Annotated in this window: 25 protein-coding genes; 16 read left to right on the top strand and 9 right to left on the bottom strand. The window is 54.1% G+C overall.

What is annotated here, in order from left to right; genetic code table 11:
• The first annotated feature begins 28 nt into the window (after positions 1-28).
• Both ettA and B9Z46_RS02785 read left to right on the top strand, forming a co-directional pair.
• Positions 29-1,690, top strand: a complete 1,662-nt coding sequence (gene ettA / locus B9Z46_RS02790) for an energy-dependent translational throttle protein EttA (RefSeq protein WP_055360300.1) — start codon at positions 29-31, stop codon at positions 1,688-1,690.
• Positions 1,691-1,735: 45 nt separating this feature from the next.
• Positions 1,736-2,461 (top strand): pseudouridine synthase, encoded by a 726-nt coding sequence (locus tag B9Z46_RS02785; protein ID WP_108254843.1) that lies wholly within the window; start codon positions 1,736-1,738, stop codon positions 2,459-2,461.
• Here B9Z46_RS02785 and B9Z46_RS02780 read toward each other — a convergent pair.
• Entirely contained in the window at positions 2,410-3,213 is an 804-nt protein-coding gene (locus tag B9Z46_RS02780; RefSeq protein ID WP_108254444.1) for an alpha/beta fold hydrolase, read from the bottom strand. The two genes, B9Z46_RS02785 and B9Z46_RS02780, sit on opposite strands and share 52 nt — an antisense overlap.
• 151 nt (positions 3,214-3,364) lie before the next feature.
• On the opposite strand from B9Z46_RS02780, the gene B9Z46_RS02775 reads away from it, so the two are divergent.
• The 9 genes from B9Z46_RS02775 (at position 3,365) to ntrC (ending at position 12,768) form a co-directional block, all read left to right on the top strand.
• On the top strand, positions 3,365-4,321 hold the full coding sequence (locus B9Z46_RS02775) for a hypothetical protein (RefSeq protein WP_108254842.1): 957 nt from the start codon (positions 3,365-3,367) through the stop codon (positions 4,319-4,321).
• Positions 4,305-5,126: a polysaccharide deacetylase family protein gene (locus tag B9Z46_RS02770; protein WP_055360302.1), complete on the top strand. Its 822-nt coding sequence runs from the start codon at positions 4,305-4,307 to the stop codon at positions 5,124-5,126. The genes B9Z46_RS02775 and B9Z46_RS02770 overlap by 17 nt, the downstream gene beginning before the upstream one ends.
• A 25-nt stretch (positions 5,127-5,151) precedes the next feature.
• Positions 5,152-6,132: a sterol desaturase family protein gene (locus B9Z46_RS02765; RefSeq protein WP_108254443.1), complete on the top strand. Its 981-nt coding sequence runs from the start codon at positions 5,152-5,154 to the stop codon at positions 6,130-6,132.
• Positions 6,133-6,137: 5 nt separating this feature from the next.
• Positions 6,138-6,998, top strand: a complete 861-nt coding sequence (locus tag B9Z46_RS02760) for an EI24 domain-containing protein (RefSeq protein WP_233245887.1) — start codon at positions 6,138-6,140, stop codon at positions 6,996-6,998.
• Positions 6,999-7,033: 35 nt separating this feature from the next.
• Positions 7,034-7,888, top strand: coding sequence for a molybdopterin-binding protein (locus B9Z46_RS02755; RefSeq protein ID WP_108254841.1), 855 nt, complete (start codon positions 7,034-7,036; stop codon positions 7,886-7,888).
• A 201-nt stretch (positions 7,889-8,089) separates the two neighbouring features.
• Positions 8,090-9,505: a type I glutamate--ammonia ligase gene (gene glnA / locus B9Z46_RS02750; protein ID WP_055360305.1), complete on the top strand. Its 1,416-nt coding sequence runs from the start codon at positions 8,090-8,092 to the stop codon at positions 9,503-9,505.
• 151 nt (positions 9,506-9,656) lie between these two features.
• A complete protein-coding gene (locus B9Z46_RS02745; protein ID WP_146179215.1) occupies positions 9,657-10,142 on the top strand; it encodes a hypothetical protein in 486 nt (161 codons plus the stop codon).
• A gap of 7 nt (positions 10,143-10,149) precedes the next feature.
• A complete protein-coding gene (glnL, locus tag B9Z46_RS02740; protein WP_055360307.1) occupies positions 10,150-11,229 on the top strand; it encodes a nitrogen regulation protein NR(II) in 1,080 nt (359 codons plus the stop codon).
• A gap of 39 nt (positions 11,230-11,268) precedes the next feature.
• Positions 11,269-12,768, top strand: coding sequence for a nitrogen regulation protein NR(I) (gene ntrC, locus B9Z46_RS02735; protein WP_108254440.1), 1,500 nt, complete (start codon positions 11,269-11,271; stop codon positions 12,766-12,768).
• A gap of 11 nt (positions 12,769-12,779) precedes the next feature.
• Here the strand turns inward: ntrC and B9Z46_RS02730 are convergent, their stop codons facing one another.
• A complete protein-coding gene (locus B9Z46_RS02730; protein ID WP_108254439.1) occupies positions 12,780-14,042 on the bottom strand; it encodes a hypothetical protein in 1,263 nt (420 codons plus the stop codon).
• 123 nt (positions 14,043-14,165) lie between these two features.
• Here B9Z46_RS02730 and B9Z46_RS02725 point away from each other — a divergent pair, with 123 nt between their 5' ends.
• Together B9Z46_RS02725 and B9Z46_RS02720 are read left to right on the top strand one after the other, a co-directional pair.
• Positions 14,166-14,951, top strand: a complete 786-nt coding sequence (locus tag B9Z46_RS02725) for a fumarylacetoacetate hydrolase family protein (protein ID WP_055360310.1) — start codon at positions 14,166-14,168, stop codon at positions 14,949-14,951.
• 18 nt (positions 14,952-14,969) lie between these two features.
• Positions 14,970-15,350: an MAPEG family protein gene (locus tag B9Z46_RS02720; RefSeq protein WP_055360311.1), complete on the top strand. Its 381-nt coding sequence runs from the start codon at positions 14,970-14,972 to the stop codon at positions 15,348-15,350.
• An 8-nt stretch (positions 15,351-15,358) separates the two neighbouring features.
• On the opposite strand, the gene B9Z46_RS02715 is transcribed toward B9Z46_RS02720, so the two are convergent.
• Positions 15,359-17,194, bottom strand: coding sequence for a glutamine--tRNA ligase/YqeY domain fusion protein (locus B9Z46_RS02715; protein WP_108254438.1), 1,836 nt, complete (start codon positions 17,192-17,194; stop codon positions 15,359-15,361).
• A gap of 75 nt (positions 17,195-17,269) precedes the next feature.
• Here B9Z46_RS02715 and B9Z46_RS02710 point away from each other — a divergent pair, with 75 nt between their 5' ends.
• Complete coding sequence (locus B9Z46_RS02710) at positions 17,270-18,094, top strand: undecaprenyl-diphosphate phosphatase (protein ID WP_055360313.1); 825 nt, start codon at positions 17,270-17,272, stop codon at positions 18,092-18,094.
• Between the two features lie 22 nt (positions 18,095-18,116).
• On the opposite strand, the gene B9Z46_RS02705 is transcribed toward B9Z46_RS02710, so the two are convergent.
• The 4 genes from B9Z46_RS02705 to B9Z46_RS02690 are packed head-to-tail and all read right to left on the bottom strand — an operon-like array spanning position 18,117 to position 23,347.
• Positions 18,117-18,929: an alpha/beta fold hydrolase gene (locus B9Z46_RS02705; RefSeq protein WP_055360314.1), complete on the bottom strand. Its 813-nt coding sequence runs from the start codon at positions 18,927-18,929 to the stop codon at positions 18,117-18,119.
• Positions 18,929-19,753: a proteasome-type protease gene (locus tag B9Z46_RS02700; protein ID WP_108254437.1), complete on the bottom strand. Its 825-nt coding sequence runs from the start codon at positions 19,751-19,753 to the stop codon at positions 18,929-18,931. Before B9Z46_RS02700 ends, B9Z46_RS02705 begins: the two co-directional genes overlap by 1 nt.
• A 21-nt stretch (positions 19,754-19,774) precedes the next feature.
• The gene (gene mutS, locus B9Z46_RS02695; protein ID WP_108254436.1) at positions 19,775-22,435 is read right to left on the bottom strand and encodes a DNA mismatch repair protein MutS; all 2,661 of its coding nucleotides are present in this window, start codon (positions 22,433-22,435) and stop codon (positions 19,775-19,777) included.
• A gap of 3 nt (positions 22,436-22,438) precedes the next feature.
• Positions 22,439-23,347 carry an inositol monophosphatase family protein gene (locus B9Z46_RS02690; RefSeq protein WP_108254435.1) on the bottom strand — a complete coding sequence of 303 codons (909 nt, stop codon included), beginning with the start codon at positions 23,345-23,347 and terminating at the stop codon, positions 22,439-22,441.
• A gap of 142 nt (positions 23,348-23,489) precedes the next feature.
• On the opposite strand from B9Z46_RS02690, the gene B9Z46_RS02685 reads away from it, so the two are divergent.
• Positions 23,490-24,287 (top strand): RNA methyltransferase, encoded by a 798-nt coding sequence (locus B9Z46_RS02685; RefSeq protein ID WP_108254840.1) that lies wholly within the window; start codon positions 23,490-23,492, stop codon positions 24,285-24,287.
• A gap of 24 nt (positions 24,288-24,311) precedes the next feature.
• Positions 24,312-25,091, top strand: coding sequence for a serine O-acetyltransferase (gene cysE / locus B9Z46_RS02680; RefSeq protein ID WP_108254434.1), 780 nt, complete (start codon positions 24,312-24,314; stop codon positions 25,089-25,091).
• A gap of 15 nt (positions 25,092-25,106) precedes the next feature.
• Here cysE and mog read toward each other — a convergent pair whose 3' ends face one another.
• Both mog and yjgA read right to left on the bottom strand, forming a co-directional pair.
• Positions 25,107-25,703, bottom strand: a complete 597-nt coding sequence (gene mog, locus B9Z46_RS02675; RefSeq protein WP_108254433.1) for a molybdopterin adenylyltransferase — start codon at positions 25,701-25,703, stop codon at positions 25,107-25,109.
• 29 nt (positions 25,704-25,732) lie between these two features.
• Positions 25,733-26,395, bottom strand: coding sequence for a ribosome biogenesis factor YjgA (yjgA, locus tag B9Z46_RS02670; RefSeq protein ID WP_108254432.1), 663 nt, complete (start codon positions 26,393-26,395; stop codon positions 25,733-25,735).
• Positions 26,396-26,397: the final 2 nt, after the last annotated feature.

Raw genomic sequence — 26,397 nt, 5'->3', positions numbered from 1 at the left:
CCCCTCCCTTTTGAAGAGCATCCCAGCCATGGCCCAATACGTTTTTTCCATGAACCGCGTCGGCAAGATCGTGCCGCCGAAGCGTCAAATTCTCAAAGACATTTCCCTTAGCTTCTTTCCTGGCGCCAAAATTGGTGTGCTCGGCTTGAACGGTTCCGGCAAGTCCACCTTGCTGAAAATCATGGCCGGCATCGACAAGGAAATTGAAGGCGAAGCCATTCCCATGGCCGGACTCAAAATTGGGTATCTGCCCCAAGAGCCCCAAATGGACCCCAACGAAACCGTGCGCGAAGCGGTTGAAGGCGGCATGGGCGAAGTGAAAGCGGCGCAGGCTCGCCTCGAAGAAGTCTATGCAGCCTACGCTGAAGAAGACGCCGACTTCGATGCGCTCGCCGCCGAGCAAGCCAAGTTGGAAGCCATCATTTCCACAGCGGGCGATGCGTCCGATCACCAACTCGAAATTGCAGCTGACGCTTTGCGTTTGCCCCCGTGGGATGCCGTCATTGGCAAACTCTCTGGTGGTGAAAAACGCCGCGTCGCTTTGTGCCGCTTGTTGCTCAGCCGCCCCGACATGTTGCTGCTGGACGAACCCACCAACCACTTGGACGCAGAAAGTGTCGATTGGCTTGAGTTGTTCTTGCAACGCTTCCCCGGCACCGTGGTGGCCATTACCCACGACCGTTACTTCCTAGACAATGCGGCCGAATGGATTTTGGAATTGGACCGTGGTCACGGCATTCCTTACAAAGGCAACTACTCCACTTGGTTGGAGCAAAAAGAAGCCCGCTTGGAGCAAGAACAGCGCACCGAAGACGCTCGTACCAAGGCCATGAAAAAAGAATTGGAATGGGCACGTTCCAACCCCAAAGGCCGTCAAGCCAAGAGCAAGGCCCGTTTGGCACGCTTCGAAGAATTGAGCGACTACGACTACCAAAAGCGCAATGAAACACAGGAAATTTTCATTCCCGTTGCCGAGCGTTTAGGTAATGAGGTGTTTGAATTCACCAACGTCAGCAAGTCCTTCGGCGACCGTTTGCTGATCGACAACCTCAGCTTCAAAGTACCCGCTGGCGCCATCGTCGGCATCATCGGCCCTAACGGTGCCGGTAAATCAACTTTGTTCAAACTGATTGCCGGCAAAGAGCAACCAGACAGTGGCACGATCAAGGTTGGTCAGACCGTCAAGATGGCCTTCGTTGACCAAAACCGGGACGACTTGTCCAACGAAAAAACCGTTTGGGAAGATGTGTCGGGCGGCCTCGACATCATCACTGTCGGCAAATTCCAAATGCCAAGCCGTGCCTATTGCGGTCGCTTCAACTTCAACGGTGGCGATCAGCAAAAGAAAGTCGGCATGCTGTCGGGTGGTGAGCGCGGTCGTTTGCACTTGGCCAAAACACTGATCGAAGGCGGCAACGTGTTGCTGCTGGACGAACCCTCCAACGACTTGGACGTGGAAACATTGCGCGCCTTGGAAGATGCCTTGCTGGAGTTTGCAGGCTCGGTCATGGTCATCAGCCACGATCGTTGGTTCCTTGACCGCATTGCGACCCACATCTTGGCCGCCGAAGGCGACAGCCAGTGGGTGTTCTTTGACGGCAACTACCAAGAGTACGAAGCCGACAAGAAAAAACGTTTGGGCGAAGAGGGCGCCAAGCCCAAGCGCGTGCGTTTCAAGGCCTTGAAGTAATTCTTTGGCTGCAAAATTTATGCGCGGAGCTGTGCCATGAAACCCATGCGCCTTGAAGACATTCTCTTCAGCCAAGGTTTCGGCACTCGCCGCGTTTGCGCAGGCTTGGTGCAGCAGGGCTACGTCAGCGTCAATGGCGAGGTGCAAGAAGACCCCGGCGCTTTCTTCGACCCCGAAAACCTCAAGTTCAAAGTGCAGGGCACCGAGTGGCCGTACTTTGACCGTGCCTACCTCATGCTGCACAAGCCCACAGGCACTGAGTGTTCGCAAAAGCCATCCACATGGCCCAGCATTTACACCTTGCTGCCTTCGCCCTTAAGAACGCGTCCCCAAAAGGCCGCTGTGCAAGGCGTGCAAGCAGTGGGCCGTCTAGACCAAGACACCACGGGCTTGTTATTGCTGACCGATGATGGCAAATTCATTCACCGCATGAGCTCGCCCAAGCACCACATGCCCAAGGTGTACGAGGTGACTACCAAGCACGAGATCACCCACGGACAAGTTGAAAAATTGTTGGCGGGCGTGGTGTTGGACGATAGCCCCAAACCCGTCAAAGCCGCAGCTTGCGAAAAAGTGTCGGACACGCATTTGAGGCTCACGCTCACCGAAGGCAAGTACCACCAAGTTAAACGCATGCTGGCGGCAGTAGGCAATCGGGTTGAAGGTTTGCACCGCAGTGCCATTGGCAATTTGCAATTGCCTGAAGATTTGGCGCCAGGTCAGTGGCGTTGGATTTTGCCCAGCGAACTTGAGAAATATTTCAAAGCCTGAAGCACTTGCTCGGGTTGGTCTTTGTGCGGACTGTGGCCACACTGGGACAACTTGACCACTTGGGTATGTGGCACCTTCTCAGCAATCTCATCGATCTGCGCCATGGTTCCGTAAGCATCGTCCATGCCCTGGATGGCCAACAAGGGGGCTTGAATGTGGTGCAGCAAAGGGCGAATGTCGAAGCTTCTAAATTCTTCACTCAGCCACACATCGTTCCATTGCCAAAACGCCACATCGACATCTTTGTGAAACGCCGCAAGCCTCGGCTTTAATTTGTCATAGTTGTCTCGGGCTTGAGAAATGGCCTGAATGGAAATGTCTTCCACCATCACATGCGGCGCCATGACAACGCAAGAAGCCACCTCAAATTGACTGGCATGAATCAAGGCGATGGTGCCGCCATCTGAGTGACCGATCAGCAGGGGGCTTTGAATGTTCAAGGCTGCCAGCAAAGCGGGCAAAACCACCTGTGCTTCATGGTGCATGTAGTCGGCACGAAGGCGCCCAGCGCCGCGCACATCCGGGATGCCCTCGGACTGACCATAACCTCTGCGTGAATAAACCCACCCCTCGCAATCTAAGCTTTCGCAAACTTTTTGGGGCCAATCTTTCCACAAGGCCACACTGCCCAGACCTTCGTGCAAAAAGACACAGCTGGGTTTGGGCGAGAGCGTGTTCGAGGCTTGCGCGCGAGGAATGTGGAGAACCTCTAATTCAAGACCTTTGACGGCGATCAAAGTAGGTGACGTCATGCGCACATTTTGACATCAGAATGTCCTTAATTTGTCAAAGTTAGAGGCCATGCCCCAACGCGCTGTTGCAATACCCCAGTACACTTGAGGGATGATATTTCGCGCACTGACACTCTCCCTAGGCTTGGCCACTTTCAGCATCGCTTCTGCCATGTCCGCAACGCCGCAGCCAGCACCTGCCGCTCCCGCAGTTCAAGCGCCAGCGCCCATTTTTGTTTTGAATTCGCTGGATGGCAACGTCAGTGTGATTGACCCCGTCACTTGGACAGAAACCAAACGCATTCCAACAGGCAAAGAGCCCCATCATTTGTACCTCACGCCCGACGAAAAATCGGTCATTGTGGCCAACGCACTGTCCGACTCGCTCACTTTTATCGATCCACGCACAGCAGAAGTTCAGCGCGTGGTGTCAGGCATTTTGGATCCCTACCAGTTGCGTTTCTCGCCTGACATGAAATGGTTTGTGACGGTGGCCAACCGCCTCAACCACATTGACATTTACAAGTGGGATGGCCAAACGCCCACCTTGGTCAGGCGCATATCTTCCTCCAAAACACCTAGCCACCTTTGGATAGACAGCAAGAGCACCACGGTGTGGGCCACCATGCAAGACAGCAATGAGTTGGTGGCAGTAGATCTTGCGACGCAAGCGATCAAGTGGCGCGTCAAAACTGGCACCATGCCCGCCGATGTGTTCGGCACCCCCGACGACAAGCACTTGTTGATCGGTTTGACGGGTGGCGATGGGGTGGAGGTTTATGACGTTTCGAACGGTCCCGCACAAAAAATCAAAAAAATCACCACAGGCAAGGGCGCGCATGCATTCCGTGCCATTGGTGACAAACAACACGTGCTGGTCAGCAACCGAGTGGCCAACACCATCAGCAAAATTGATTACAAAAACTTCACCGTGGTGGACCAATACCCCGGCCCAACCGGTCCTGATTGCATGGACATCACGGCCGATGGCAAAACCATTTTGTTGGCATCACGTTGGGCGCAAAAACTGAGTGTCATTGACATGAGCACGCGCAAAGTGGTTCGACAAATCAAAGTGGGCAAGTCGCCGCATGGTGTGTGGACCTTAGACCATGCGCCTCGTCAGTAAGCTCGGCAAGAAGTGCTTGGGCTGGGGCTTGTTGGCCTCAGTCCTCACAAGTTCTGCTTGGGCCCTGAATGGTGTGCCCACCACGCCGCAGTGCAAAAAGCCGGTGTACCTGACCTTTGACACGGGCCACATGGGTGTCGCGCCCCTGATCTCACAAGTGTTACAAAAGCACCAAGTGCCCGTGACCTATTTTGCGGCGCATGAAAAAACGCAAGAGGGCGACGGCACCTTGGGCCAGTACTGGGCCCCTTGGTGGAAAGCGCAAGCTGCCAATGGCCACGACTTTGCAAGCCACACTTATGACCATGCCTATTGGCGTGCCGACATCGACGCGCAACATTTCAAAATTCGGCCTAGCGCAGGTGAGCAGAATGGCCAAAATTTAAACTGGCACGCAGCGGATTACTGTGCCAATTTGAAGAAAGCCAGTGATCGTTTGGAAGTCATGACGGGGCGCAAGGCCTTGCCTTTGTTTCGCGCACCCGGTGGCAAAACATCGCCCGCTTTGTTGCAGGCGGCCAAAGATTGCGGCTACACCCATGTCGGGTGGTCGCCTGCAGGATTTTTAGGGGACGAGCTTTCGAGTCAAACACATCCCAACCCAAAGCTTTTGGCAAGTGCCCTGAAGAACATCCGCAGTGGGGATATTTTGATGGCGCATTTGGGCATCTGGTCGCGTCAAGACCCGTGGGCACCTGCCGTGCTGGAGCCTCTGGTCTTGGGCTTGAAAGAAAAGGGTTTTTGCTTTGCCAGCTTGCGTCAGCACCCGCAATATTCGAAACTCTTGGCTGATGTGCCTCACTGAAACTCCTTAGGCTGAACGCTTCAACATGCTTTCCAATGTTGTCAATTTTTTCACGGAAGCGTTTGCTAATTTGCAAACCTTGCTGTTTGAAAATGTGGTGCTACCCATCGCCTTTAATGGCGGTGCGGGCAACCTGCTCGATGTGGCTTTTGAAGGCACGGGCTGGTTGTTGGTGGGCTTGATTCAAATTGCGATCATGGTGTGCCTGATTGCACCTTTGGAAAGATGGCGTCCTATCGAACAGCAGCCTGATGCAGCAGCCGTGCGTGTAGATGTCATTTACACCTTGGTCCAGCGTTTGGGCTTGTTCAAGTTGTTCATGTTTTTCACGTTTGAAAATGCCATTGAAACAGGCTTTGGCTTGCTTCGGGTTGAAGGTTTTCCCACTTTGAACATCGATGCCATCTGGCCAGGTGTCACCGATCAGGCTGCAGTGAGTTTTGTGCTGTACTTGATTGTTTTTGATTTGGTGCACTACCTGATTCACCGCGGTCAGCACCAGTTCAACCGCTGGTGGGCTTTGCACTCGCTGCACCATTCGCAGCGCCACATGACCCTGTGGACAGACAATCGAAATCACCTGCTCGATGATGTGATCACAGCCATGCTGCTGTCTATCGTTGCCAAGTTGATTGGCGTCGGCCCTGGCCAGTTTGTAGCTTTGGTGGCCGTCAGTCAGTTGTGGGAGAACTTAGAGCACGCCAATTTCAAATGCAGTTTTGGCTGGCTGGGCGATCGCTTGTTGATCAGTCCGCGTTTTCACCGCCTGCATCACAGCATTGGCATTGGGCACGAATCAGCAGGACGAAAAACTTTGGGTGGCCATAATTTTGGGGTTCTCTTTCCATGGTGGGACATGCTATTCAAAACCGCTGATTTTTCCGATCGCTACGACCCCACGGGCGTTCGTGATCAAGTCGAAGAAGGGCGAGACTATGGCCGTGGTTATTGGGCGCAGCAGAAATTAGGTTTGGTTCGCCTTTTTGAGCGGAGGCAAAACGCATGAGGAACATGGCCGATTCTTTTTGGCGTGCTGTTGCTTATTGCTTTCACCCCAAAGTGATCTTCTTGTCGTTGGTTCCTTTGATCTTGATGATGGTCATTGTGATGGGCTTAGGGGCGCTGTACTGGGATGCCGCATTGCAAAGCGTGCGTGTTTGGATGGATGCCAGCAGCACCTTAGACTGGGCTTGGCTTTGGTTAGAGCGCATGGGCTTGATGAGCCTGAAATCGGTCGTGCCCCCCTTGCTGCTGATTGTGGCTGTCACCCCATTGGTGGTGGTCATGTCTTTGTTGGCCGTCTCCTTCATGATGACACCCGCCTTGGTGAACATGGTGGCCGATCGACGTTTTGCGCAGCTCGAACGCAAGCGCGGCGGATCGATGTTGCAGGGCTTGGCTTGGACTCTTTTGTCTGTGGTGTTGGCCTTGGGTGCTTTGGTTTTGACCTTGCCTCTGTGGTGGTTGCCTCCCATGGCCATGGTGATGCCCGCACTCATCTGGGGTTGGTTGACTTATCGCGTCATGACCTATGACGTGTTGGCCGACCATGCCTCTCGCGCCGAACGCTTAGAGTTGATGCGACGCTATCGTTTTCAGTTACTCGTCATGGGAGTGATCACGGGCCTGATGGGTGCGGCGCCCAGCTTGGTATGGGCCTCAGGCGCCTTGTTTGTGGCTGCCTTTGTGGTCCTCATTCCCATTGCAGTTTGGATTTACACCCTGGTGTTTATTTTTTCAGCACTTTGGTTTGTGCATTTCTTGCTCGATGCGCTCTCACAAGTTCGTGCGGAGCCGCCTGCAACTTGGCGCAAGGATTCAACCCAAGCCGCCGACATCGTCGATGTCGAATCCAAAATATTGAATGCTTGAATGCATTCGCTTTCATTGAACACCACAAGGCTCGCATGACCTCCTTGAATCACACGCCAGTGCAGGCCTCGCAGCCTGCACCTGCCATTGGCCTGATCATCATTGGCGATGAAATTTTGTCAGGCAAACGTGCCGACAAGCACCTTCCCAAGTTCATCGAGTTGCTCACCGAGCGTGGTTTGCAGTTGTCATGGGCAGAGTACGTGGGTGATTCGCCAGAGCGCATCACACCCGTTTTGGCGCGAGCCTTTGCATCGGGTGATGTGGTGTTTTCATGCGGGGGCATTGGCGCAACACCCGACGACCACACCCGGCAATGTGCTGCCAAAGCTTTGGGCGTGCCACTGGCATTGCAAGCTGAGGCCAAGGCGCTGATATTGGAGCGCGTGCGCGATGTGGCCCTAGAGCAAGGTTTGCCCTATGAGCCTGACCGCGCTGACAATCAGCATCGCTTGAACATGGGCATGTTCCCGCAAGGCGCGCAGATCATTCACAACCCGTACAACAAAATTCCGGGTTTCACTTGTCAGGGTGCAGGGCAGGGCATGGTTCATTTTGTGCCGGGCTTCCCCGTCATGGCCTGGCCCATGATGCAAGACAAACTGGACGTTTATTGCCATAGCTGGGGAGCGGCCCCGAAACGTGCTGAGCGTTCCGTCATTGTGTTTGGTGCCATGGAGGCAACCCTAACCCCCTTGATGGAAGCCATTGAGTTGCAATTTCCAGGTGTCAAAGTCTTCAGTCTGCCAAGCGTGGACCATCCTCAATGGGGAAAACACATTGAACTGGGCGTCAAAGGCGAGGAGAGTCTTTCTGCTGAGGCTTTTGCAGCCTTGAAAACGGGCCTTCAACCCTTCAAAGTTGAGTTTGGCCCCGAAATGGTGCGTTAAGTAGAATTGCACTATAATGGTGCCTGATTGCTTTTGGATGGTGCATGCGTGCGCACTAAAAAATCATGCAAGCGGCTTCGTCATAACCCTGTCCTCGGGGCACAATAGCGCTCTTGGGAATTTGTGGCGTCTTGCCTTTGTTGGCATAAAAACTGCAAGCCCGAAGAACCAATTATCAACATCCATCCTTAGGAGATTCTGATGGCAAAGACCGTCGCAGACGTAATGAAGATGGTGAAGGACAACGAAGTCAAGTTTGTTGACTTCCGCTTCACCGATACCCGTGGCAAAGAACAGCACGTTTCCGTGCCAATTTCTCACTTTGACGAAAGCAAGTTCACTGACGGCCACGCGTTCGACGGTTCTTCTATCGCCGGTTGGAAAGGCATCGAAGCCTCCGACATGTTGTTGATGCCCGATCCCATCACAGCCAACATCGATCCCTTTTTCGAAGAAACAACTTTGATCTTGGGTTGCGACGTGTTGGAACCCGGTGATGGCAAAGCCTACGACCGCGACCCACGTTCTATCGCCAAGCGCGCTGAAGCCTACTTGAAGGCTTCCGGTTTGGGTGACACGGCTTACTTCGGACCCGAGCCAGAATTCTTCTTGTTCGACGACGTCCGTTTCGGCAGCGACATGTCTGGTACGTTCTTCAAGATCGACGACTACGAAGCCCCTTGGAATACAGGCAAGAAAATGGAAGGCGGCAACCGCGGCCACCGTCCAACCGTCAAAGGTGGCTACTTCCCAGTGCCTCCCGTTGACAGCACACAAGACATCCGTGCAGAGATGGTCATGATTCTCGAATCCATGGGCATTCCTGTTGAAGTGTTCCACCACGAAGTGGCTGGCGCAGGTCAAAACGAAATCGGTACACGCTTCAGCACTTTGGTTGAGCGCGCTGACTGGACTCAAACATTGAAGTATGTGGTTTGGAACGTGGCCAATGCCTACGGCAAAACTGCCACTTTCATGCCCAAGCCTTTGGTCGGTGACAACGGTTCCGGCATGCACGTTCACCAGTCCATCTGGAAAGACGGCAAAAACTTGTTCGCTGGCAACGGCTACGCAGGTTTGTCAGACTACGCGCTGTACTACATCGGCGGCATCATCAAGCACGCACGTGCATTGAACGCCATCACAAACCCAACAACAAACAGCTACAAGCGTTTGGTGCCTGGTTTCGAAGCCCCTGTGAAGTTGGCTTACTCTAGCCGCAACCGTTCTGCTTCCATCCGTATTCCTCACGTTGCATCTGACAAAGGTCGCCGCATTGAAGCGCGCTTCCCAGATCCAATGGCCAACCCTTACCTCTGCTTTGCTGCATTGATGATGGCTGGTTTGGACGGCGTGGAAAACAAGATCCACCCAGGCGAAGCTGCTACCAAAGATTTGTACCATTTGCCTCCAGAAGAAGATGCATTGGTGCCAACCGTTTGCCACAGCTTGGACCAAGCCCTCGAGTATTTGGACAAAGACCGTGCCTTCTTGACAAAAGGTGGCGTGTTCACAGACTCCATGCTCGACGCTTACATTGAATTGAAAATGGGTGAAGTCACACGCTTCCGTCAAGCTGTGCACCCCATCGAATACGAGATGTACTACTCACTGTAATTCACAGCGAGTTTGGGCACCTGAGCCCGACCCTCAAAAGGACGGCTCAGGCCGTCCTTTTTTCTTGGCTGATACAAACCGAATGAACAAATACATCTGTCCAGCAATGCAAAGCACAAGCGTGAGGATGTGTCTTGGCACGTTTGTTCTGGTGTCACTGGCATTCAGTGCCACAGCCAATCAAGTGGTTTACAAATGTGGTCAAGAAATCACCAACCAACCCACTGATCCCAAACTGTGTCAACCCTTGAACATATCGCAGCCGACGCAAATTGAAGGCACGCGTGTGCAAACAAGTTCTCACAAAGGAACGGGTACTGCGGTCATGGATGCTTCTGTGGTTCAAACGGGCCCCGCTGCTGATTCGCTTGAACGCAAGGCGCAAGCCCGCACCATCTTGGAGGATGAGTGGCGAAAGTTAAGTGCTCAGTACGCCGAATTGGTGCAGCAGTACAACCGTGGCAAGTCGACGCCGCTGGCTGGCGAAACAATGCATCAGACAAATGACCCGCAGCGTGCCATGGCATTGAAAGCGCAAGTCCAGCGCATGGAGCGAGATCTCCAAGCTTTGCAGCGAGAGCTCAGTCGTTACGGCTTGCAAATGGCAAGCCCTTTGAGTGCTGCAACATCGAAGTGAACCTCTCATGACCCTGCCATCCAAATCACTACCACAAAGCCGATTCCACGCATTTGATTTGCTGGCCACGCCCATTGCTGTTCTCAACAGCAATGGCGCTGTGCTCTTTGTGAATGCTGAATTAGAAGACGTGATGGGCCAATCGCGCAGAAGCTTGGAAGGTGACTCGTTCCTTCAGTTTTTTGCCGACCCACAGCCATTGAAGCATGCCTTGAATGGCGCCAAGGCAAATGAATTTGCAGCCTTGCGATATGACTCCGAGTTGTTGCGCATCAATCCCGAAGAGGCCTTGCCTGTTCACGTGATTGTGGCGCAGTCGGACAATGTGGATGAGGTCATCATTGAATTGCTGCCCATTCAGCAACAAACCCGTCAAGACCGAGAAGAACGCCTGATAGACCAAGCCCAAGCCAACAAAGAGTTGATCCGCAATTTGGCGCATGAAATCAAGAACCCCTTGGGAGGCATTCGAGGTGCCGCGCAGTTGCTTGAAATGGAAATGGAATCCAAAGAACTGACGGAGTACACGCAAGTCATCATCCGAGAGGCCGACCGCTTGCAAACCTTGGTAGACCGGCTGCTAGCGCCCCATCGCCGTCCTCACATGGTGGGGGACGTCAACATCCATGAAGTGTGCGAACGCGTCAGGTCCTTGATTGTTTCTGAGTTTCCAAGAGGCATTCGGGTGGTTCGCGATTACGACACGTCCATTCCCGAGTTCAGAGGCGACAGGGAACAGCTGATCCAGGCTGTTCTGAACATCGCACACAACGCCGCCCAGGCCATGTCCGATCGCATCACCGAGGGCGATGCCCAGCTCATCTTTCGAACACGAATTGCCCGGCAAGTCACCTTTGGCAAGCAAAGGTATCGACTGGCATTGGAATTGCATGTGATTGACAACGGGCCTGGTGTTCCAGACTCGATCAAAGACCGAATTTTCTTTCCGCTCATCACGGGAAGGGAAGGGGGCTCTGGCTTAGGTCTGACATTGGCGCAGACTTTTGTCCAGCAGCACCATGGCTTGATTGAGTGTGAAAGCGTTCCAGGTCGAACTGATTTCAAAATTTTGATTCCGTTGCCCTGACTTGTTTCAGTGCATGCCACTTAAAGAAAGTTAAGACCCATGAAGCCTATCTGGATCGTAGACGATGACCAATCTATTCGATTCGTCCTAGAGAAGGCTTTGTTGCGCGAGGGTTTGGCCACACGCAGCTTTACCAACCCGCGCGAGGTCTTGGCCGCGTTGAACACGGATGAAGGCCGCGAAGGGCCTCAAGTGTTGGTCAGCGACATTCGCATGCCGGGTGGTTCTGGTTTGGATTTGCTGACAGAAGTGAAGCAACGCCTGCCTGGTTTGCCCGTCATCATCATGACGGCGTTTTCTGACCTGGACAGTGCCGTCTCTGCATTTCAAAGCGGTGCCTTTGAATATTTGCCCAAACCCTTTGATTTGCCCAAAGCCATTGAGTTGATTCGCCGAGCCTTGGAAGAAAGCCAGCGCGAAGAGGTGGCCGAAGAGTTGATGGCATCCACACCTGAAATGTTGGGCCAAGCGCCGGCCATGCAGGATGTGTTTCGCGCCATTGGGCGCTTGTCTCAAAGCAATGTCACCGTCATGATCACCGGCGAGTCGGGTTCTGGCAAAGAGTTGGTGGCGCGTGCACTGCACAAGCATTCCCCCCGCGCCAATGGTCCGTTTGTGGCCATCAACACAGCGGCCATTCCCAAAGACTTGTTGGAAAGCGAACTCTTTGGCCATGAGCGAGGTGCCTTCACGGGTGCTCAAACGTCGCGCCGTGGTCGCTTTGAGCAGGCCGAGGGCGGCACACTGTTCTTGGACGAAATTGGCGACATGCCCTTTGATTTGCAAACGCGTTTGCTGCGTGTTTTGTCCGATGGCCATTTTTACCGCGTCGGCGGCCACAGTGCCGTTAAAGCCAATGTTCGGGTCATTGCGGCCACCCACCAAGATCTGGAGCAGCGCGTCAAAGAAGGCGTGTTCCGCGAAGACTTGTTTCACCGTTTGAATGTGATCCGTTTGCGATTGCCCGCCTTGCGTGAGCGACGTGAGGATGTGCATGTGCTCACCAAACATTTCTTGTCGCAAAGCGCGCAGCAGCTGGGTGTAGAACCCAAGCGCATTTCAGACCAAGCCTTGGAAATTTTGAGTCACTTCAATTTCCCAGGCAATGTGCGTCAGCTTGAAAACATTTGCCATTGGCTCACCGTAATGGCCCCAGCGCAGATGATTGAGGCCAAGGATTTACCGCCCGAAGTTTTGTCACCGAGTTCAGACACGCACGCTGTGCTTGCACCCCTTAAGGCAAACGACCATGCTGGTGTTACTGAGGCTGCCGCTGTGGGGCAGGCTGCACCTGCCAACGCCTTGGTGAATTTGGGGCCTCATGCAGGTTGGGAGAGCGCGCTGGAAGTGGAGGCGCTGCAATTGTTAAGCACCGACCGACAAGATGTTTGGGACGTGTTGACGCGCCGTTTTGAATCCTTGTTGATTCAAGCTGCACTGGCCACCACACGCGGACGTCGCATTGAGGCGGCTGTCAAATTGGGCATTGGCCGCAACACCATCACACGCAAAATTCAAGAATTGAACATTGAAGGCTAGGGTCTTTCAACTTACTTGGAAGAAACGATGCCACCCGCCGTGTTCACGGCAATGTATTGATTTTCTGCGCGCAGCAGAGTTTTGAGCTCAGCGCTGGTGTTGCTAACTTGGCGTGTCCAGTTGATGCCGTCTGCACTTGTGATGATGGTGCCGTTGGCGCCGACGGCCAAGAATTGATTGGTGGCGGAAAGGGCATTCAAAGAAGCTGTGGTGTTGGCGTTTTGCGCGGTCCATGTGATGGCATCAGCACTGCTGAGTACCGTGCCGTTGGTACCGACCACAATGAACTGATATGTTGTGGTGCCATTCAGAACACTGGCCAAGGCGCCGACTGCTTTCAAGTCGGCTGTGCTGGCCGATGTTTGTGCTGTCCATGTGGCGCCATCCGTGCTGGTGAGAATGGTGCCTGCAGCGCCAACGGCCACCCAGGTGCCAGAAGCCGTGTAGGCTACGCCCAGCAAATGCGCCGTAGTTGGCACACTGGTGGCCAAAGTCCAAGTGATGGCATCTTTGCTGGTGATGATGGTGCCGTTGTCACCCACAGCCACAGCCAAGCTGCCGTTGATGGCCATGGCATTCAAATTTTGGGTGGTGATGCTGGCCGCTTGAGTCCATGTTTTGGTGTCGCTGCTGTAAATCACTTTGCCAGCAGCACCTGCGGCCACAAACTTGGCAAACCCAAATTCAGCTGCGTTCAAATCGGAGGTGACCACGGGTGTGAGTGCCGTCCAGGTGTCGATGCTGGTGGCTGTATAGAGACGCCCACCATTGCCGACAGCCAAGTAGGCCAGCTTGGTGGTGTTGGTGGCGGTTTCAACATAACTGCCATAAGTCATGCCCGTCTTGGTGCCTGTGTTGAGGTTGGTACCCGCCGTCCAAGTGGTGCCCGCTAAGCGCGGTGTTGCCGTGACTGTGGGCGTGGCAGCGCCTCCAGGTCCGCTGTTGATGCGACCTGTCATGAAAAACGAGTAGGGGGTACCGTTCGTCAGACCTGTCACGACGAATGGTGATGTCACTTTAAGTCGATAGGTAGACCCCGTGGTGGCCAACCAAGTGCTCAGGGTCAGGTTGGGGTTGTTGGGGGCCGCAAAAATCCAATACTCCACACCTGGCGTTTCTTTCCAGCTCACGGTCACTTGACTGTCACCAGGAACGACGCTGATGCCGCCTTCGGGTGGGGGTGGTGTGGTCGAGCTGGAGGACCCACCACAGGCCGCTACCAAGACGGCAGAGACCAAGGCCAGCAAAAATGCGCGAATTGAATGCAAAGACATGAATATTTCCTGTGCGGAAGCGTTAGACCCCAAATTCTAAGTGACAGGACTGGGGATAGTGCCAATGCCCGAGTTTAGGGCTTCGGGCATACTGTTTTCAAGTTCAACGTTGAAGGATTTCACATGGATCGTCGGAATTTTTTCCAAGGCTCAGCATTGATGTCAACCGGTGCACTTTTGGGTTGCGCCACCCCCGGCATTGCGCAGCAAAAAGTCAAAACCCCCTTTGATGTGCCACAGGTATACATTCCGGTGGTGGGGTCTGATGAAATGTTCCCTGTTCGCCGCATTTACTGCATTGGTCGCAACTATGCGGCACATGCCCGCGAAATGGGTTCGGATCCCACACGCGAGCCACCCTTCTTCTTTCAAAAACCCACCGATGCCATTCAGTATGTGGCCGCGGGCACAGTGGCCAACCACCCCTATCCCCCTTTGACCAAAAACTACCACTACGAAGCCGAATTGGTGGCTGCATTGGGCAAAGGTGGTCGCAACATTCCCGTTGCAAAAGCTTTAGACCTGGTTTGGGGATACACCCTGGGACTTGACATGACTCGCCGCGATTTGCAGCGCGCCATGGGCGACGAAAAGAAGCCCTGGGAAATTGGCAAAAGTTTTGACATGTCAGCGCCTATCGGGGCATTGCACAAACTGGCCAGCATTGGTCATTTCACAGAAGGCAACATTTGGCTGAAGGTCAATGGCCAAGTCAAACAAAACTCCAATTTGAAAAACATGATTTGGTCCGTTGCAGAACAAATCAGCAAATTGTCTGAAGCCTTTGAACTTTTCCCTGGCGACATCATTTACTCAGGCACGCCTGAGAATGTCGGGCCTGTGGTGCGCGGTGATGTGATTGAAATGCACATTGATCGTTTGCCCAATTTGAGCGTGAAGATTGTTTAACGCTGTCGAAAGAACACCATGAATTTTCCCATTGCTTCGATCTTGATTGCAGGCGCCATGCCCTGGGTTTGCGCGGGCATCGCCAAAGCAGGCAAGCGAAGTTACGACAACCACAACCCACGCGAATGGTTGTCTCAACAAACCGGTTACCGTGCTCGCGCCAATGCAGCACAAGCCAATTGTTTTGAGGCCTTTCCGCTTTACGCGGTCAGCATTTTGATGGCGATGTACGTCGATGTGGCGCCCGAGCAAATTGAGTTGTGTGCTGGCATCTTCATTGCGGCGCGAGTTGCCTACATCGCTTGTTATTTAAGCGATCAAGACAAATTGCGGTCTTTGGCTTGGCTGGTGGGTGTTGCCAGTACGGTGACCTTGCTGGTTGCCAGCATGATCGACTGATTGATCGTTCATTTGCTCCAGGTGTCTTTCAAACCCGTGCAGCGATTGAAGACCAGCTTGCCCTGGGCGTGGTCGATTCTGTCGGCCACAAAGTACCCATGACGTTCAAACTGAAACTTGGCATCGGCTTGGCTGTTGGCCAATGAAGGCTCGACATAAGCTGTGATCACTTTGAGGCTGTCTGGGTTCAAGCTGGCCAAAAAGTCTTTGCCGCCCGCATCGGGGTTGGCTTCGGTAAACAGGCGATCGTACAAACGCACTTCAGCAGCGGCAGCATCAGTTTGCGCCACCCACGTGATTACACCTTTGACCTTGACACTGTCTGAACCCGGTGTGCCGCTCTTGGTATCGGGAATGAGCTGAGCCAATACTTCGGTGACATGACCGTTGGCATCTTTGTTGGCGCCAGTGCACTCAATCACGTGACCGTATTTCAGGCGCACTTTGTTACCAGGGAACAGGCGGAAGAATCCTTTGGGCGGCGTTTCTTCATAGTCTGAGCGCTCAATCCAAAGTGATTTGCCAAATTTGAAATGACGCTGTCCCAATTCGGGGTGATGCGGATGCACAGGGGCGTGGCAGTCGTCTAAAGCTCCCGCACCCATCAGTTCATCCCAATTGGTGATGGTGAGGGCAATGGGGTCAAGGACGGCCATGGCGCGCGCTGCTTTGGGGTCAAGGTCGTCGCGCAGGCAGCCTTCGAGTGTGCTGTAGTCAATCCAAGAGTCGCTCTTGGTCACGCCAATGCGCTCAGCAAACAACTGCAAACTTTCGGGTGTGTAACCACGACGGCGCAAACCGACGATGGTGGGCATGCGGGGGTCGTCCCAGCCATTGACCTTGCCTTCGCTGACCAGCTGTGCCAATTTGCGTTTGCTGGTGATGACGTAGGTGAGGTTCAGGCGTGCAAATTCGTATTGTTTGGGATTGGGTTGAGCAAGCAAAGCAGGCAGGCTTGCGCCATCGGCCAGTGTGTGCGACTCACTCAAGCGCGCCAACAGCCAATCGTAGAAGGGGCGTTGGTCTTCAAACTCCAGCGTGCAAATGCTGTGTGTAATTTGCTCCAAGGCATCTTCAATGGGATGCGCAAAGGTGTACATCGGATAGATGCACCAGGAGTCACCTGTGTTGTGGTGCGTGGCCCTGCGAATGCGGTAGATGGCCGGATCGCGCATGTTGATGTTGGGGGAGGCCATGTCAATCTTGGCGCGCAGCACGGCGGCTCCATCTGCCAATTGACCGTCGCGCATTTCACGGAAACGCAACAGATTTTCTTCGCGGGTGCGCGCACGGAAGGGGCTGTCTTTGCCGGGCGTGGTGAAGTCACCGCGGTTCAGGCGCATGTCTTCTGCAGATTGCTCATCAACATAAGCCAAGCCTGCTTGAATCAAGAATTCGGCCGCGCGGTACATGAAGTCAAAGTAGTCGCTGGCTTGGTACAAGTGAGAGGTGCCATGGGCATCCCAATCGAAGCCCAACCACTTCACGGCATCCAAGATGGAATTGACGTACTCGGTGTCTTCTTTTTCTGGATTGGTGTCGTCAAAGCGCATGTGGCAGACGCCGCCGTAATCACGCGCCAAACCAAAATTCAAGCAGATGCTTTTGGCGTGACCCACGTGCAAGTAGCCATTGGGTTCGGGCGGAAAGCGGGTGCGAATTTTGGCGGGATCGGGTGTGCCTTTGGCGTGGTGCGCAGCGTCACCAGGTGAGCCGGCCCATTGGCGCTGAGCATAGGTGCCTTGGGCCAGATCGGCTTCGATGATCTGGCGCAAAAAGTTACTGACCTTGTGGCCGTCGGTGGGGGCGTCTGTCGCTTTGACTTTGTCGTTGGCTGTGCTCATCCCTCGATTTTAGAGGCAGACAGAGGGTGCCGGGCCCTTGAAGAGCGATAATTCAGGCATATCGAAGGAGTACCTGTGGATTCAATGTTGCTGGCCAAAGCCGCGGTCATGGGCGTGGTAGAGGGCTTGACCGAATTTTTGCCCATTTCATCAACGGGCCATTTGATTTTGGCGGGTGCGTTGCTAGGGTTTGACGACGACAAGGCCAAGGTCTTTGACATCGCCATTCAGACGGGTGCCATCTTTGCCGTCATCTTGGTGTACTGGGAAAAGATTCGCAGCACGCTCAAAGCTCTGCGCTACCAAGTTGAAGCGCAGCGTTTTGTCTTGAATGTGTTCATTGGATTTCTGCCGGCTGTGATATTGGGCTTGCTCTTTGGCAAACTCATCAAGGCACATTTGTTCACACCTTGGGTGGTGGCCACCACCTTCATTGTGGGCGGCTTCATCATTTTGTGGGCTGAAAGAAGACCACCCTCTAGCGTGCGGATTCGGGCGGTTGAAGACATGCGCGGCCGTGACGCCCTGATGGTGGGCTTGGTGCAGTGCTTGGCCATGGTGCCAGGCACCAGCCGCAGTGGTGCCACCATCATTGGCGGCATGTTGTTGGGCTTGTCGCGCAAGGCGGCCACCGACTTTTCCTTTTTCTTGGCCATTCCCACCCTCATCGGTGCGGGTGTCTACAGCCTTTACAAAGAGCGTGCCCTTTTGTCGATGGAAGACATCCCCTTGTTCGCAACAGGCTTGGTGGTGTCCTTCATCAGTGCTTGGATTTGCGTGCGTTGGCTTTTGAAATACATCGCCAGCCACAGCTTTGAAATCTTTGCGTGGTATCGCATCGCCTTTGGCTTGGTGGTGCTGGGCACCGCGTGGACAGGGGTGGTGACTTGGGCACCTTGATGCCCACAGCTTGATGACAGGTTCAGCGCGGCTCTGCGCCCATGTTGCGCAGTGACGCCTCAACAGCTGCAGCGCTGGCAATGGGTTTTTCCATCGGGAAAAGATGGGAGCCATCCAGCCACATCACACGACCCTTGGAAATTTTGTGCGTCATGTCTGTGCCCACCACTTTCATTTCGCGTGAATGCGTACCGCCAATGAAGGCCACAGGGCATTTGACCGGATGACGCTTGAGCATGGACGTTAAATTGTGGGGCAGGGTGTTGTAGATCTGCGTCTCAATGTCACGGTCAAAGCTCAACACGCGTTGACCGTTTTCTTCGCGGGTGCCATGGTTGGCATAGTCTTGCAGCACATCCGGATGCCAATGGGAGAAGGCGCGCTTGTGTTGAAAATGCGCTAACACGTCTGCCACACTGGGCCAGTGTTGTCGGCGAGTTTTGCTGATACGCCCTGGACTGACCGAGCCAATCCAATTGGTTTTCTTGGCAAATTTCAGCGCACTGGCTTTCCAACCCGACACGACAGGCGAGTCCAATAGCAAAACGCCCGCAGCCAATTCAGGGTGAAGTGAAGCGCACATCAAGCTGAGCATGCCGCCCAATGAATGACCCACCAAGAAGGGCTTTTCACCCGACTGCGCTTTCACTTGGCTAGCAAAATCGGCCAACTCTTGAACCAAATGCGGCCAGTTGCTGGTGACAGGGTACTGGGGGTTGTGCCCTAATTTGTCGATGGCACTGATGTGAAAGCCGCGTCGCTTTAAGTCCTGAAGCAAAACTCGGTAAGTGCTGGCAGGAAAACTGTTGCCATGTGAAAAAACAATGGAAGCCATTAGATGAGTTTTTCTTCAGGCGTCGAAATTTTCTTCAAAGGCGCATTTTTGCTGGAAGTTTTGAGAGGGATGGTGGTGGCCTCGCCGTTCCAGACGGGGTCTTCAAGGCTGTCAAACATGGCTCTGAGTTTTGAGCCCCAGTTGTCGCGCAACATGTTGAAGTAGGGGTTGTGATCGTCAATGCACACAACGCGGTCGCTTTGCAATTTGTCGGCTTCATAAACCACCATGTCGAGCGGTAGACCCACCGACAAGTTGGACTTTAATGTGGAGTCCATTGACACCAGTGCGCATTTGGCAGCTTCGTCCAAAGGTGTGTCTGGTGTGATGACGCGATCAAGCACGGGCTTGCCATATTTGGATTCGCCAATTTGGAAATAAGGCGTTTCTGCCGTGGCTTCAATGAAATTACCAGGCGAGTAAACCTGGAACAGCCGCATACCTTCACCCGCAATTTGGCCGCCAAAAATCATGGACACATTGAAGTCAACGCCGCCAGCTTTCAGTGCAGCTGCATCGCGTTCATGCACGTGTCGAACTGCTGCGCCCAATACACGCGCAGCGTCAAACATGCTTTTGGCATTCCAAATGGTGATGGGTTCAGCATCAGGATGATCGATGACTTTTTCAACTTGCAACATCTCTCGCACAGACTGCGAAATGCTGAGATTGCCTGCAGACAAAAGCACCATGAAGCGATCACCTGACTTTTCATAAATGATCATCTTGCGGTAAGTGCTGATCATGTCCAAGCCTGCATTGGTGCGAGAGTCAGACAAGAAAACCAAGCCAGCTCGTGTTTTGATGGCGACGCAATAGGTCATCAGAATTCCTAGATAAAGGGGTTAATTCTCAGATCGTTTCATGACACGCTTGAGGCTGTACAAAGCTTCCAAAGCTTCGCGTGGGCTGAGGGCGTCTGGGTCAATTTGGTTCAAGGCCGACTCGAGAGGTGAGGGGCCAGTTTGTTCAGATTCGGGCGGCGGCGCAAACAAGTCCACTTGAACTCGGTTTTCATTGGCACCGGCTTCGAGCGCCGACAAAGTGTGGCGCGCATGGTTCAAAACACCAGTGGGCATGCCCGCCAACCGGGCCACTTGCACGCCATAACTCTTGCTGGCAGGACCCGCTTGCAGTTCATGCAAAAACACAATGTCATTGCCCGACTCTGTGGCGCCCACGTGCATGTTCAAAGCGGCGTGGTGCGTGGCAGGGAACTCGGTGAGTTCGAAGTAGTGTGTGGCAAACAGGGTGAAGGCCTGTGTTTTGTCATGCAAGTGTGTGGCAATGCCACTGGCCAAAGCCAAGCCATCAAAGGTGGACGTGCCGCGACCAATTTCGTCCATGAGCACCAAGGACAAAGGCGTAGCACTGTGCAAAATTTGAGCGGCTTCGGTCATCTCCAGCATGAAAGTTGATTGGGCATTGGCCAAGTCATCGGCCGCGCCGATGCGCGTGTGAATGGCGTCAATCGGACCAAGTCTGCAACTGCTGGCGGGCACATGACTGCCGATGCTGGCCAAAAGCACAATCAATGCCACCTGGCGCATGTAAGTGGACTTACCGCCCATGTTGGGGCCAGTGATGATTTGCAAACGCTGCTTGCTGTGCATCAGGCAATCGTTGGCAATGAAACTGCCACCCGAGGTTTCAGCCAAGCGGGCCTCCACCACGGGGTGACGACCTTGACGAATTTCAATGCACGGCTCTTTGGCAAATTGCGGTGCGCACCAGTTGAGCGTGGCTGCGCGCTCTGTGAGGGTGCACAAGGCATCCAATTGCGCCATGGCTTGCGCCAATTTGGTGAGCGCTTGGATGTGGCTTTGCAGTTGATCGAGCAAGAGCTCGTACAAGTATTTCTCGCGTGCCAGCGCGCGTTCCTGCGCTGACAAAGCTTTGTCCTCAAAAGCTTTGAGCTCGGGTGTGATGAAGCGCTCGGCATTCTTCAAGGTTTGCCGGCGACGGTAGTCGTCCGGCACTTTGTCAATTTGACCCTGCGTCACTTCAATGTAGAAGCCGTGCACCTTGTTGAATTGCACGCGCAAATTGGCAATGCCAGTGCGGGCTTTTTCTCGTGTTTCGAGTTCCAGCAAAAAGTCATCGCAATTGGTTTGAATGGCGCGCAACTCGTCCAGTTCGGCATCGAGGCCTTGCGCCATCACGCCACCATCGCGAATCAAATTGGCGGGCTCTTCCAGCAAGGCTTGTTGCAAAATTTCGGTGAGGCCAGCGGGTGGCTGCAAATCGAAATGGATGTCGTGCAACAGTTTGGTGGGTGACAAATGGCCCAGCGTTTCTTGCAAGTGCAGCGCCAAATTGGCAGAGCGAATGAGGGCGTTCTTGAGCGCCACCAATTCACGGGGACGGACTTGTCTAAGGGCAATGCGCGCTGTGATGCGCTCCACATCGCTGGCACCTTTGAGTTGTTCACGCAAGCGCGACCATATGGCGACGCCGCTTTGTGCGGAAGCGCTGTGGTCATTCAACTGGTCAATGGCAGCCAATCGTTCCACGGCAATTTGACGGTCGCGAGGTGGGTTCAAGAGCCATTGCTTGAGTTGGCGGCTGCCCATGCCGGTCATGCACGTGTCGAGCAAAGAGAACAGCGTGGGTGAATCTTCACCGCGCAAAGTTTGCGTGAGTTCTAAGTTGCGACGTGTGCTGGTGGGCAGGTCTATGAGGTCATTGGCCTTTTGCACTTTGAGTTGAGACACATGCGGTAGCGTTCTACCCTGAGTGTGTTCTGCATAAGTGAGCAAGGCGCCGGCTGCTGCATGAGCATGGCCCAGTTTGTCTGCATCCCACGCGGCCAAGCTGGCCACGTTGAGTTGTTTGATGAGCTTGCCGTGACCTAAGCCTGCTTCGTATTGAAAGTCGGGGCGCAAAGTGAGGGACAGTGCCAAGCCGCGTTGACCCAATCGCATCGATTGGAGTTGCTGTTCCCATTTGGGTGTGATGCTGGCGCTGACCAACAATTCACTTGGAGAGATTCGTTCTAACCAATCGGCCAATTCATCGTGCGTGCATTCAGCCAAATGCAAGACACCTTGCGTCACGCTCAGCCAAGCCAAGCCACAGGCATTGCGCGGTGCAATGTGCAGCGACAACAAAATAGCTTCGCTTTTGTCGGACAGCAACTCGGTGTCGGTGAGGGTGCCAGGCGTGACCACGCGAACGACTTTGCGTTCGACGGGGCCTTTGCTGGTGGCCACATCGCCCACTTGCTCGCAGATGGCAACCGACTCGCCCAACTTGATGAGCTTGGCCAGGTAGTTTTCAACTGAGTGAAAAGGCACGCCCGCCATGGCAATGGGTTTGCCTGCGGTTTGGCCGCGGTGGGTGAGGGTGATGTCCATGAGGCCGGCAGCGCGCTCGGCGTCTTCAAAAAACATTTCGTAAAAGTCACCCATCCGGTAAAAAACCAGGGTGTCAGGGAACTCCGCCTTGATGCGCAGGTACTGCTGCATCATGGGGGTGTGGGCACTCAGGTCGAGCGCGTCTGTCATGGCTTAGAAGGGGCTGTCCGTTGAGTCTTGCCCAGCCTGCAATGGGGCTGCAGCGGCGGCATCCTTGGCATCGGCAGCGCGCACAGAGGCTTTCTCGCCAGCGCTGGCGAATTTGCTGTACTTGCTCAAGATGGGCACCAGTTGACCGTAAATTTTGGGGGTGCCAGCCAAGCATTCTTTTTGCTCCAAGAAGTCGGCCTCGCCTGTGAAGTTGCCAACCAGGCCGCCAGCTTCTGTGACCAGCAAGGAACCTGCTGCCACGTCCCAAATTTGCAAGCCTGTTTCAAAGAAGGCATCTGTGAAGCCTGCGGCCACGTAGGCCAAGTCCAAAGCAGCAGCGCCAGGGCGACGCAGACCGGCTGTGCGTTGCATCACATCGCCCATCATGCGCAGGTACTGGTTGAAGTTGTCACCTGGGCGGAAGGGGAAGCCTGTCGAAATAAGGCACTCGTGCATTTGGGTACGCTTGCTGGTGCGCAAACGGCGGTCGTTCATGTAAGCGCCGCGGCCTTTGGTGGCCGTGAACAAATCATTGCGTGAGGGGTCGTACACCACGGCTTGTTCCACTTTGCCATTGACGGCCAGCGCAATGCTGACGCAATAAACAGGGAAGCCGTGAATGAAGTTGGTGGTGCCATCGAGGGGGTCGATGATCCAAACGTGGTCGGCATCGGGGTTGCCGTGTGTTTTGCCAGACTCTTCAGCCAAGATGCCGTGGTGCGGGTAGGCGGTGAGCAGGGTTTCGATGATGGCGTTTTCGCTGGCCAAGTCGACTTCGGTCACGAAGTCGTTCACTTGTTTTTGCGAAATTCGAACAGCCTCCACGTCCAAGGCGGCGCGGTTGATGATGGCGCCTGCGGCGCGTGCAGCCTTGACGGCTACGTTGAGCATGGGGTGGAGATTGGTCGACATGAATTTTTAAGAGCAAAAACGGAGGTCCTCCGTGCGATGACAGAGGCGAATGGCGCATTTTCCCATGAAATTGGAGAAACAGTGCCCCTGACAGCCTGAATTTGGACATTTTGGTGCGCTTGGAACTGGGACAATGTCGCCTATGCGAACCCGATTTATCTTGATAGAAACCAGCCATCCTGGCAATGTGGGCGCGGCCGCCCGCGCGCTCAAAGTCATGGGCTTTGATGAGATGGTGCTGGTGGCGCCCCGTTATGCCAATGTGCTGCGCAAGGAAGAGACCATCCAAAGGGCCAGTGGCGCCAATGATGTGCTGGACAAAACGCGCATTGTGGACACCCTGGACGAGGCCCTTGAAGGCATCTCCCATTTGTGCGCCACGGCCATGACGCCCCGCGATTTTGGGCCGCCCACGCGCTCGCCTAGAGAGCACTTTGACTTGTTGTTGGGACAATCGGCGTCGCAAACGCAAACGCAAACGCGGAGCCAAATCCAGTCGACAGCCGATGCTGCAAAACAATCCGACTCCGTTTCTTCCATTGGTTTCTTGTTTGGCTCCGAACGTTTTGGCATGAAAAACGAGGACGTTTACAAGTGCCATGTGGCTTTGTCGATTCCCACCAATCCGCAATTTGGCTCTTTGAATTTGGCGGCAGCCCTTCAACTGGTGGCCTACGAATGGCGCTTGGCACTGGGTGGGTTTCCTGTGGCGTCGTCGGTTGCCGATGCCAATTTGGCCGATGCGGCGCAGGTCTCAGGCATGTTGTTGCATTGGGAAAAGGCACTGATCGAGATTGGTTTTCTGGACCCCGAAGCGCCTAAAAAGCTGATGCCGCGTTTGAACCAGCTTTTCAATCGCGCCAACTTGAGTCCTGAAGAAATCCATATTTTGCGAGGTGTTGCTAAAGCCATGATCGAAACGGCGCAAGCAAAACGCTAGACTTGGCGCATTGAAAAGAAGCTTATGTTTGCACGTTTACATTCCGACATCCAATGCATCCTTGACCGTGATCCTGCTGCGCGCAGTGCATGGGAGGTGCTGACGTGTTACCCCGGTTTGCATGCGGTGGTCTTACACCGATGGGCGCACACATGCTGGCGTGCTGGCTTCAAATGGTTGGGCCGTTTCATCTCCAACTTTTCACGCTGGATCACGGGCATTGAAATTCACCCAGGCGCCACCTTGGGCGAGCGGGTTTTCTTTGACCATGGCATGGGCATTGTGATTGGCGAGACCGCTGAAATTGGAGATGGTTGCACCATCTATCACGGCGTGACCTTGGGCGGTACCTCTTTGTACAAAGGTGCCAAACGACATCCCACTTTGGGCAAAGATGTGGTGGTGGGTGCAGGTGCCAAAGTCCTGGGTGGTTTTATCGTGGGTGATGGCGCCAAAGTGGGCTCCAACGCCGTGGTCACAAAGCCAGTGCCAGCGGGCGCCACAGCGGTAGGTAATCCAGCACGTATCATTCAAGAAGACCAAGACGTGCAGCGAGAAGCAGTGGCCTCCAAGATGGGTTTTTCAGCTTATGGCGTGACTCAAAATGACGATCCCTTGTCGCAAGCCATGCGCGGCTTGATTGACAACGCCGCCAGCCAAGAACACCAAATTGCCTTGCTGTGGCAAGCGCTGGAAAAAATGAACGCGCAGCAAGGCAATGCACAAGGCATTCAGATGCCTGGTGATGCCGCCAAGCGCGAAACCTTTGAAGCTGAAAAACTCAATCAGTTGGTGGGCAAATAAGCCCTTTGAAGTGACTCAGGCTTGGGGTGGGCGAATGGCCGTCTTGGGCCTGAATGCTTTGCAAACCTCGTCATGGGTTTCGAGGTAAGGACCACCTATCAAATCAATGCAGTAAGGCACCGCTGCAAAAATGCCATGGACGATGCTTTGTCCTGCACTGTCTTTCAAACCTTCAAGCGTTTCGGCAATCGATTTGGGCTGGCCGGGCAAGTTGATGATCAAACTTTGACCGCGAATCACTGCCACTTGCCTGGACAATATCGCAGTGGGTACAAATTTCAAACTGATTTGGCGCATTTGCTCGCCAAAGCCTGGCATTTCTTTGTCGGCAATGGCCAGCGTGGCTTCGGGTGTGACGTCGCGAATGGCGGGGCCTGTTCCACCTGTTGTGAGGATCAAACTGCAACCCGAGTCGACCAATTCAACCAGCGCGGCGCTGATGCCCTCTTTTTCGTCGGGGATGAGGCGCGCTTCAAATTCAATGGGGTTTTTCAAGGCCTGGGTGAGCCATGTTTTCAGGGCTGGCAAGCCCTTGTCTTCGTAGACGCCAGTGCTGGCGCGGTCGCTGATGGAAACAATGCCAATTTTGACGGCGTCGTGATGCGATGACATGGTGGTGTGTACTGGCAAGGAGGTTGATATCAATGGTCTTCGTCAAGTTCATCAAGGTCTGAGCTGCCTTCATCTGCTTGGCTCAATTCCGCACGGACCAGTTGAAAAATTTCACGGTAAGCGCGGCTTTGACGCGGTGCCAGTCCTTGTGAAACCGTGGCGGCTGACTGTGCAGGTGCGTCTTTTCGAGCTTGTCGAATGAGGGCGCGCAATTGCTGACTGTCGGTGCCAGGAAAACTTTGCAACCATTCGCCGCAGGCCTCGTCCTCTTTGATGAGGCGATCGCGCCATTGCTCGGCCAAATGCAGTTGCAAAGTTTCTTGCGCTGAGCCTTGGCTTTGCTCTAGAAGTGCAGCGCGCACGCCTTCTACGGCATCGTCGTCCAACTTGCGCATGAGTTTGCCTATGAACTGCATTTGACGGCGCTTGCCTTCGAAATTGGTGATGCGTTTGGCTTCTGCAACGGCCTCCACCAGTTTTTCTGGCAAGTCGACTTTGGCCATTAAATCGGCGCGCAAAGTCAACAAACTTTCGCCCAGCTTTTGCAACTCGTCACTTTCCCGCTTGAGTTCAGTGCGGCTAGGCTCATCGGTGCCGCCCTTAAGTTCGCGTTTGAGCTCAAGGTCGAGTTCGCTGCCTTCGGCAACAAATTGACCTTGAACAAAATAACCTTTTTTGAATTTACGGGACATGT

Origin of the sequence: Limnohabitans sp. Hippo4, from assembly GCF_003063605.1 — a bacterium.
Classification (GTDB): Bacteria; Pseudomonadota; Gammaproteobacteria; order Burkholderiales; family Burkholderiaceae_C; genus Limnohabitans_A.
The sequence above is the reverse complement of the archived record's forward strand: the minus strand, read 5'-3'. Positions and strand labels throughout refer to the sequence as shown.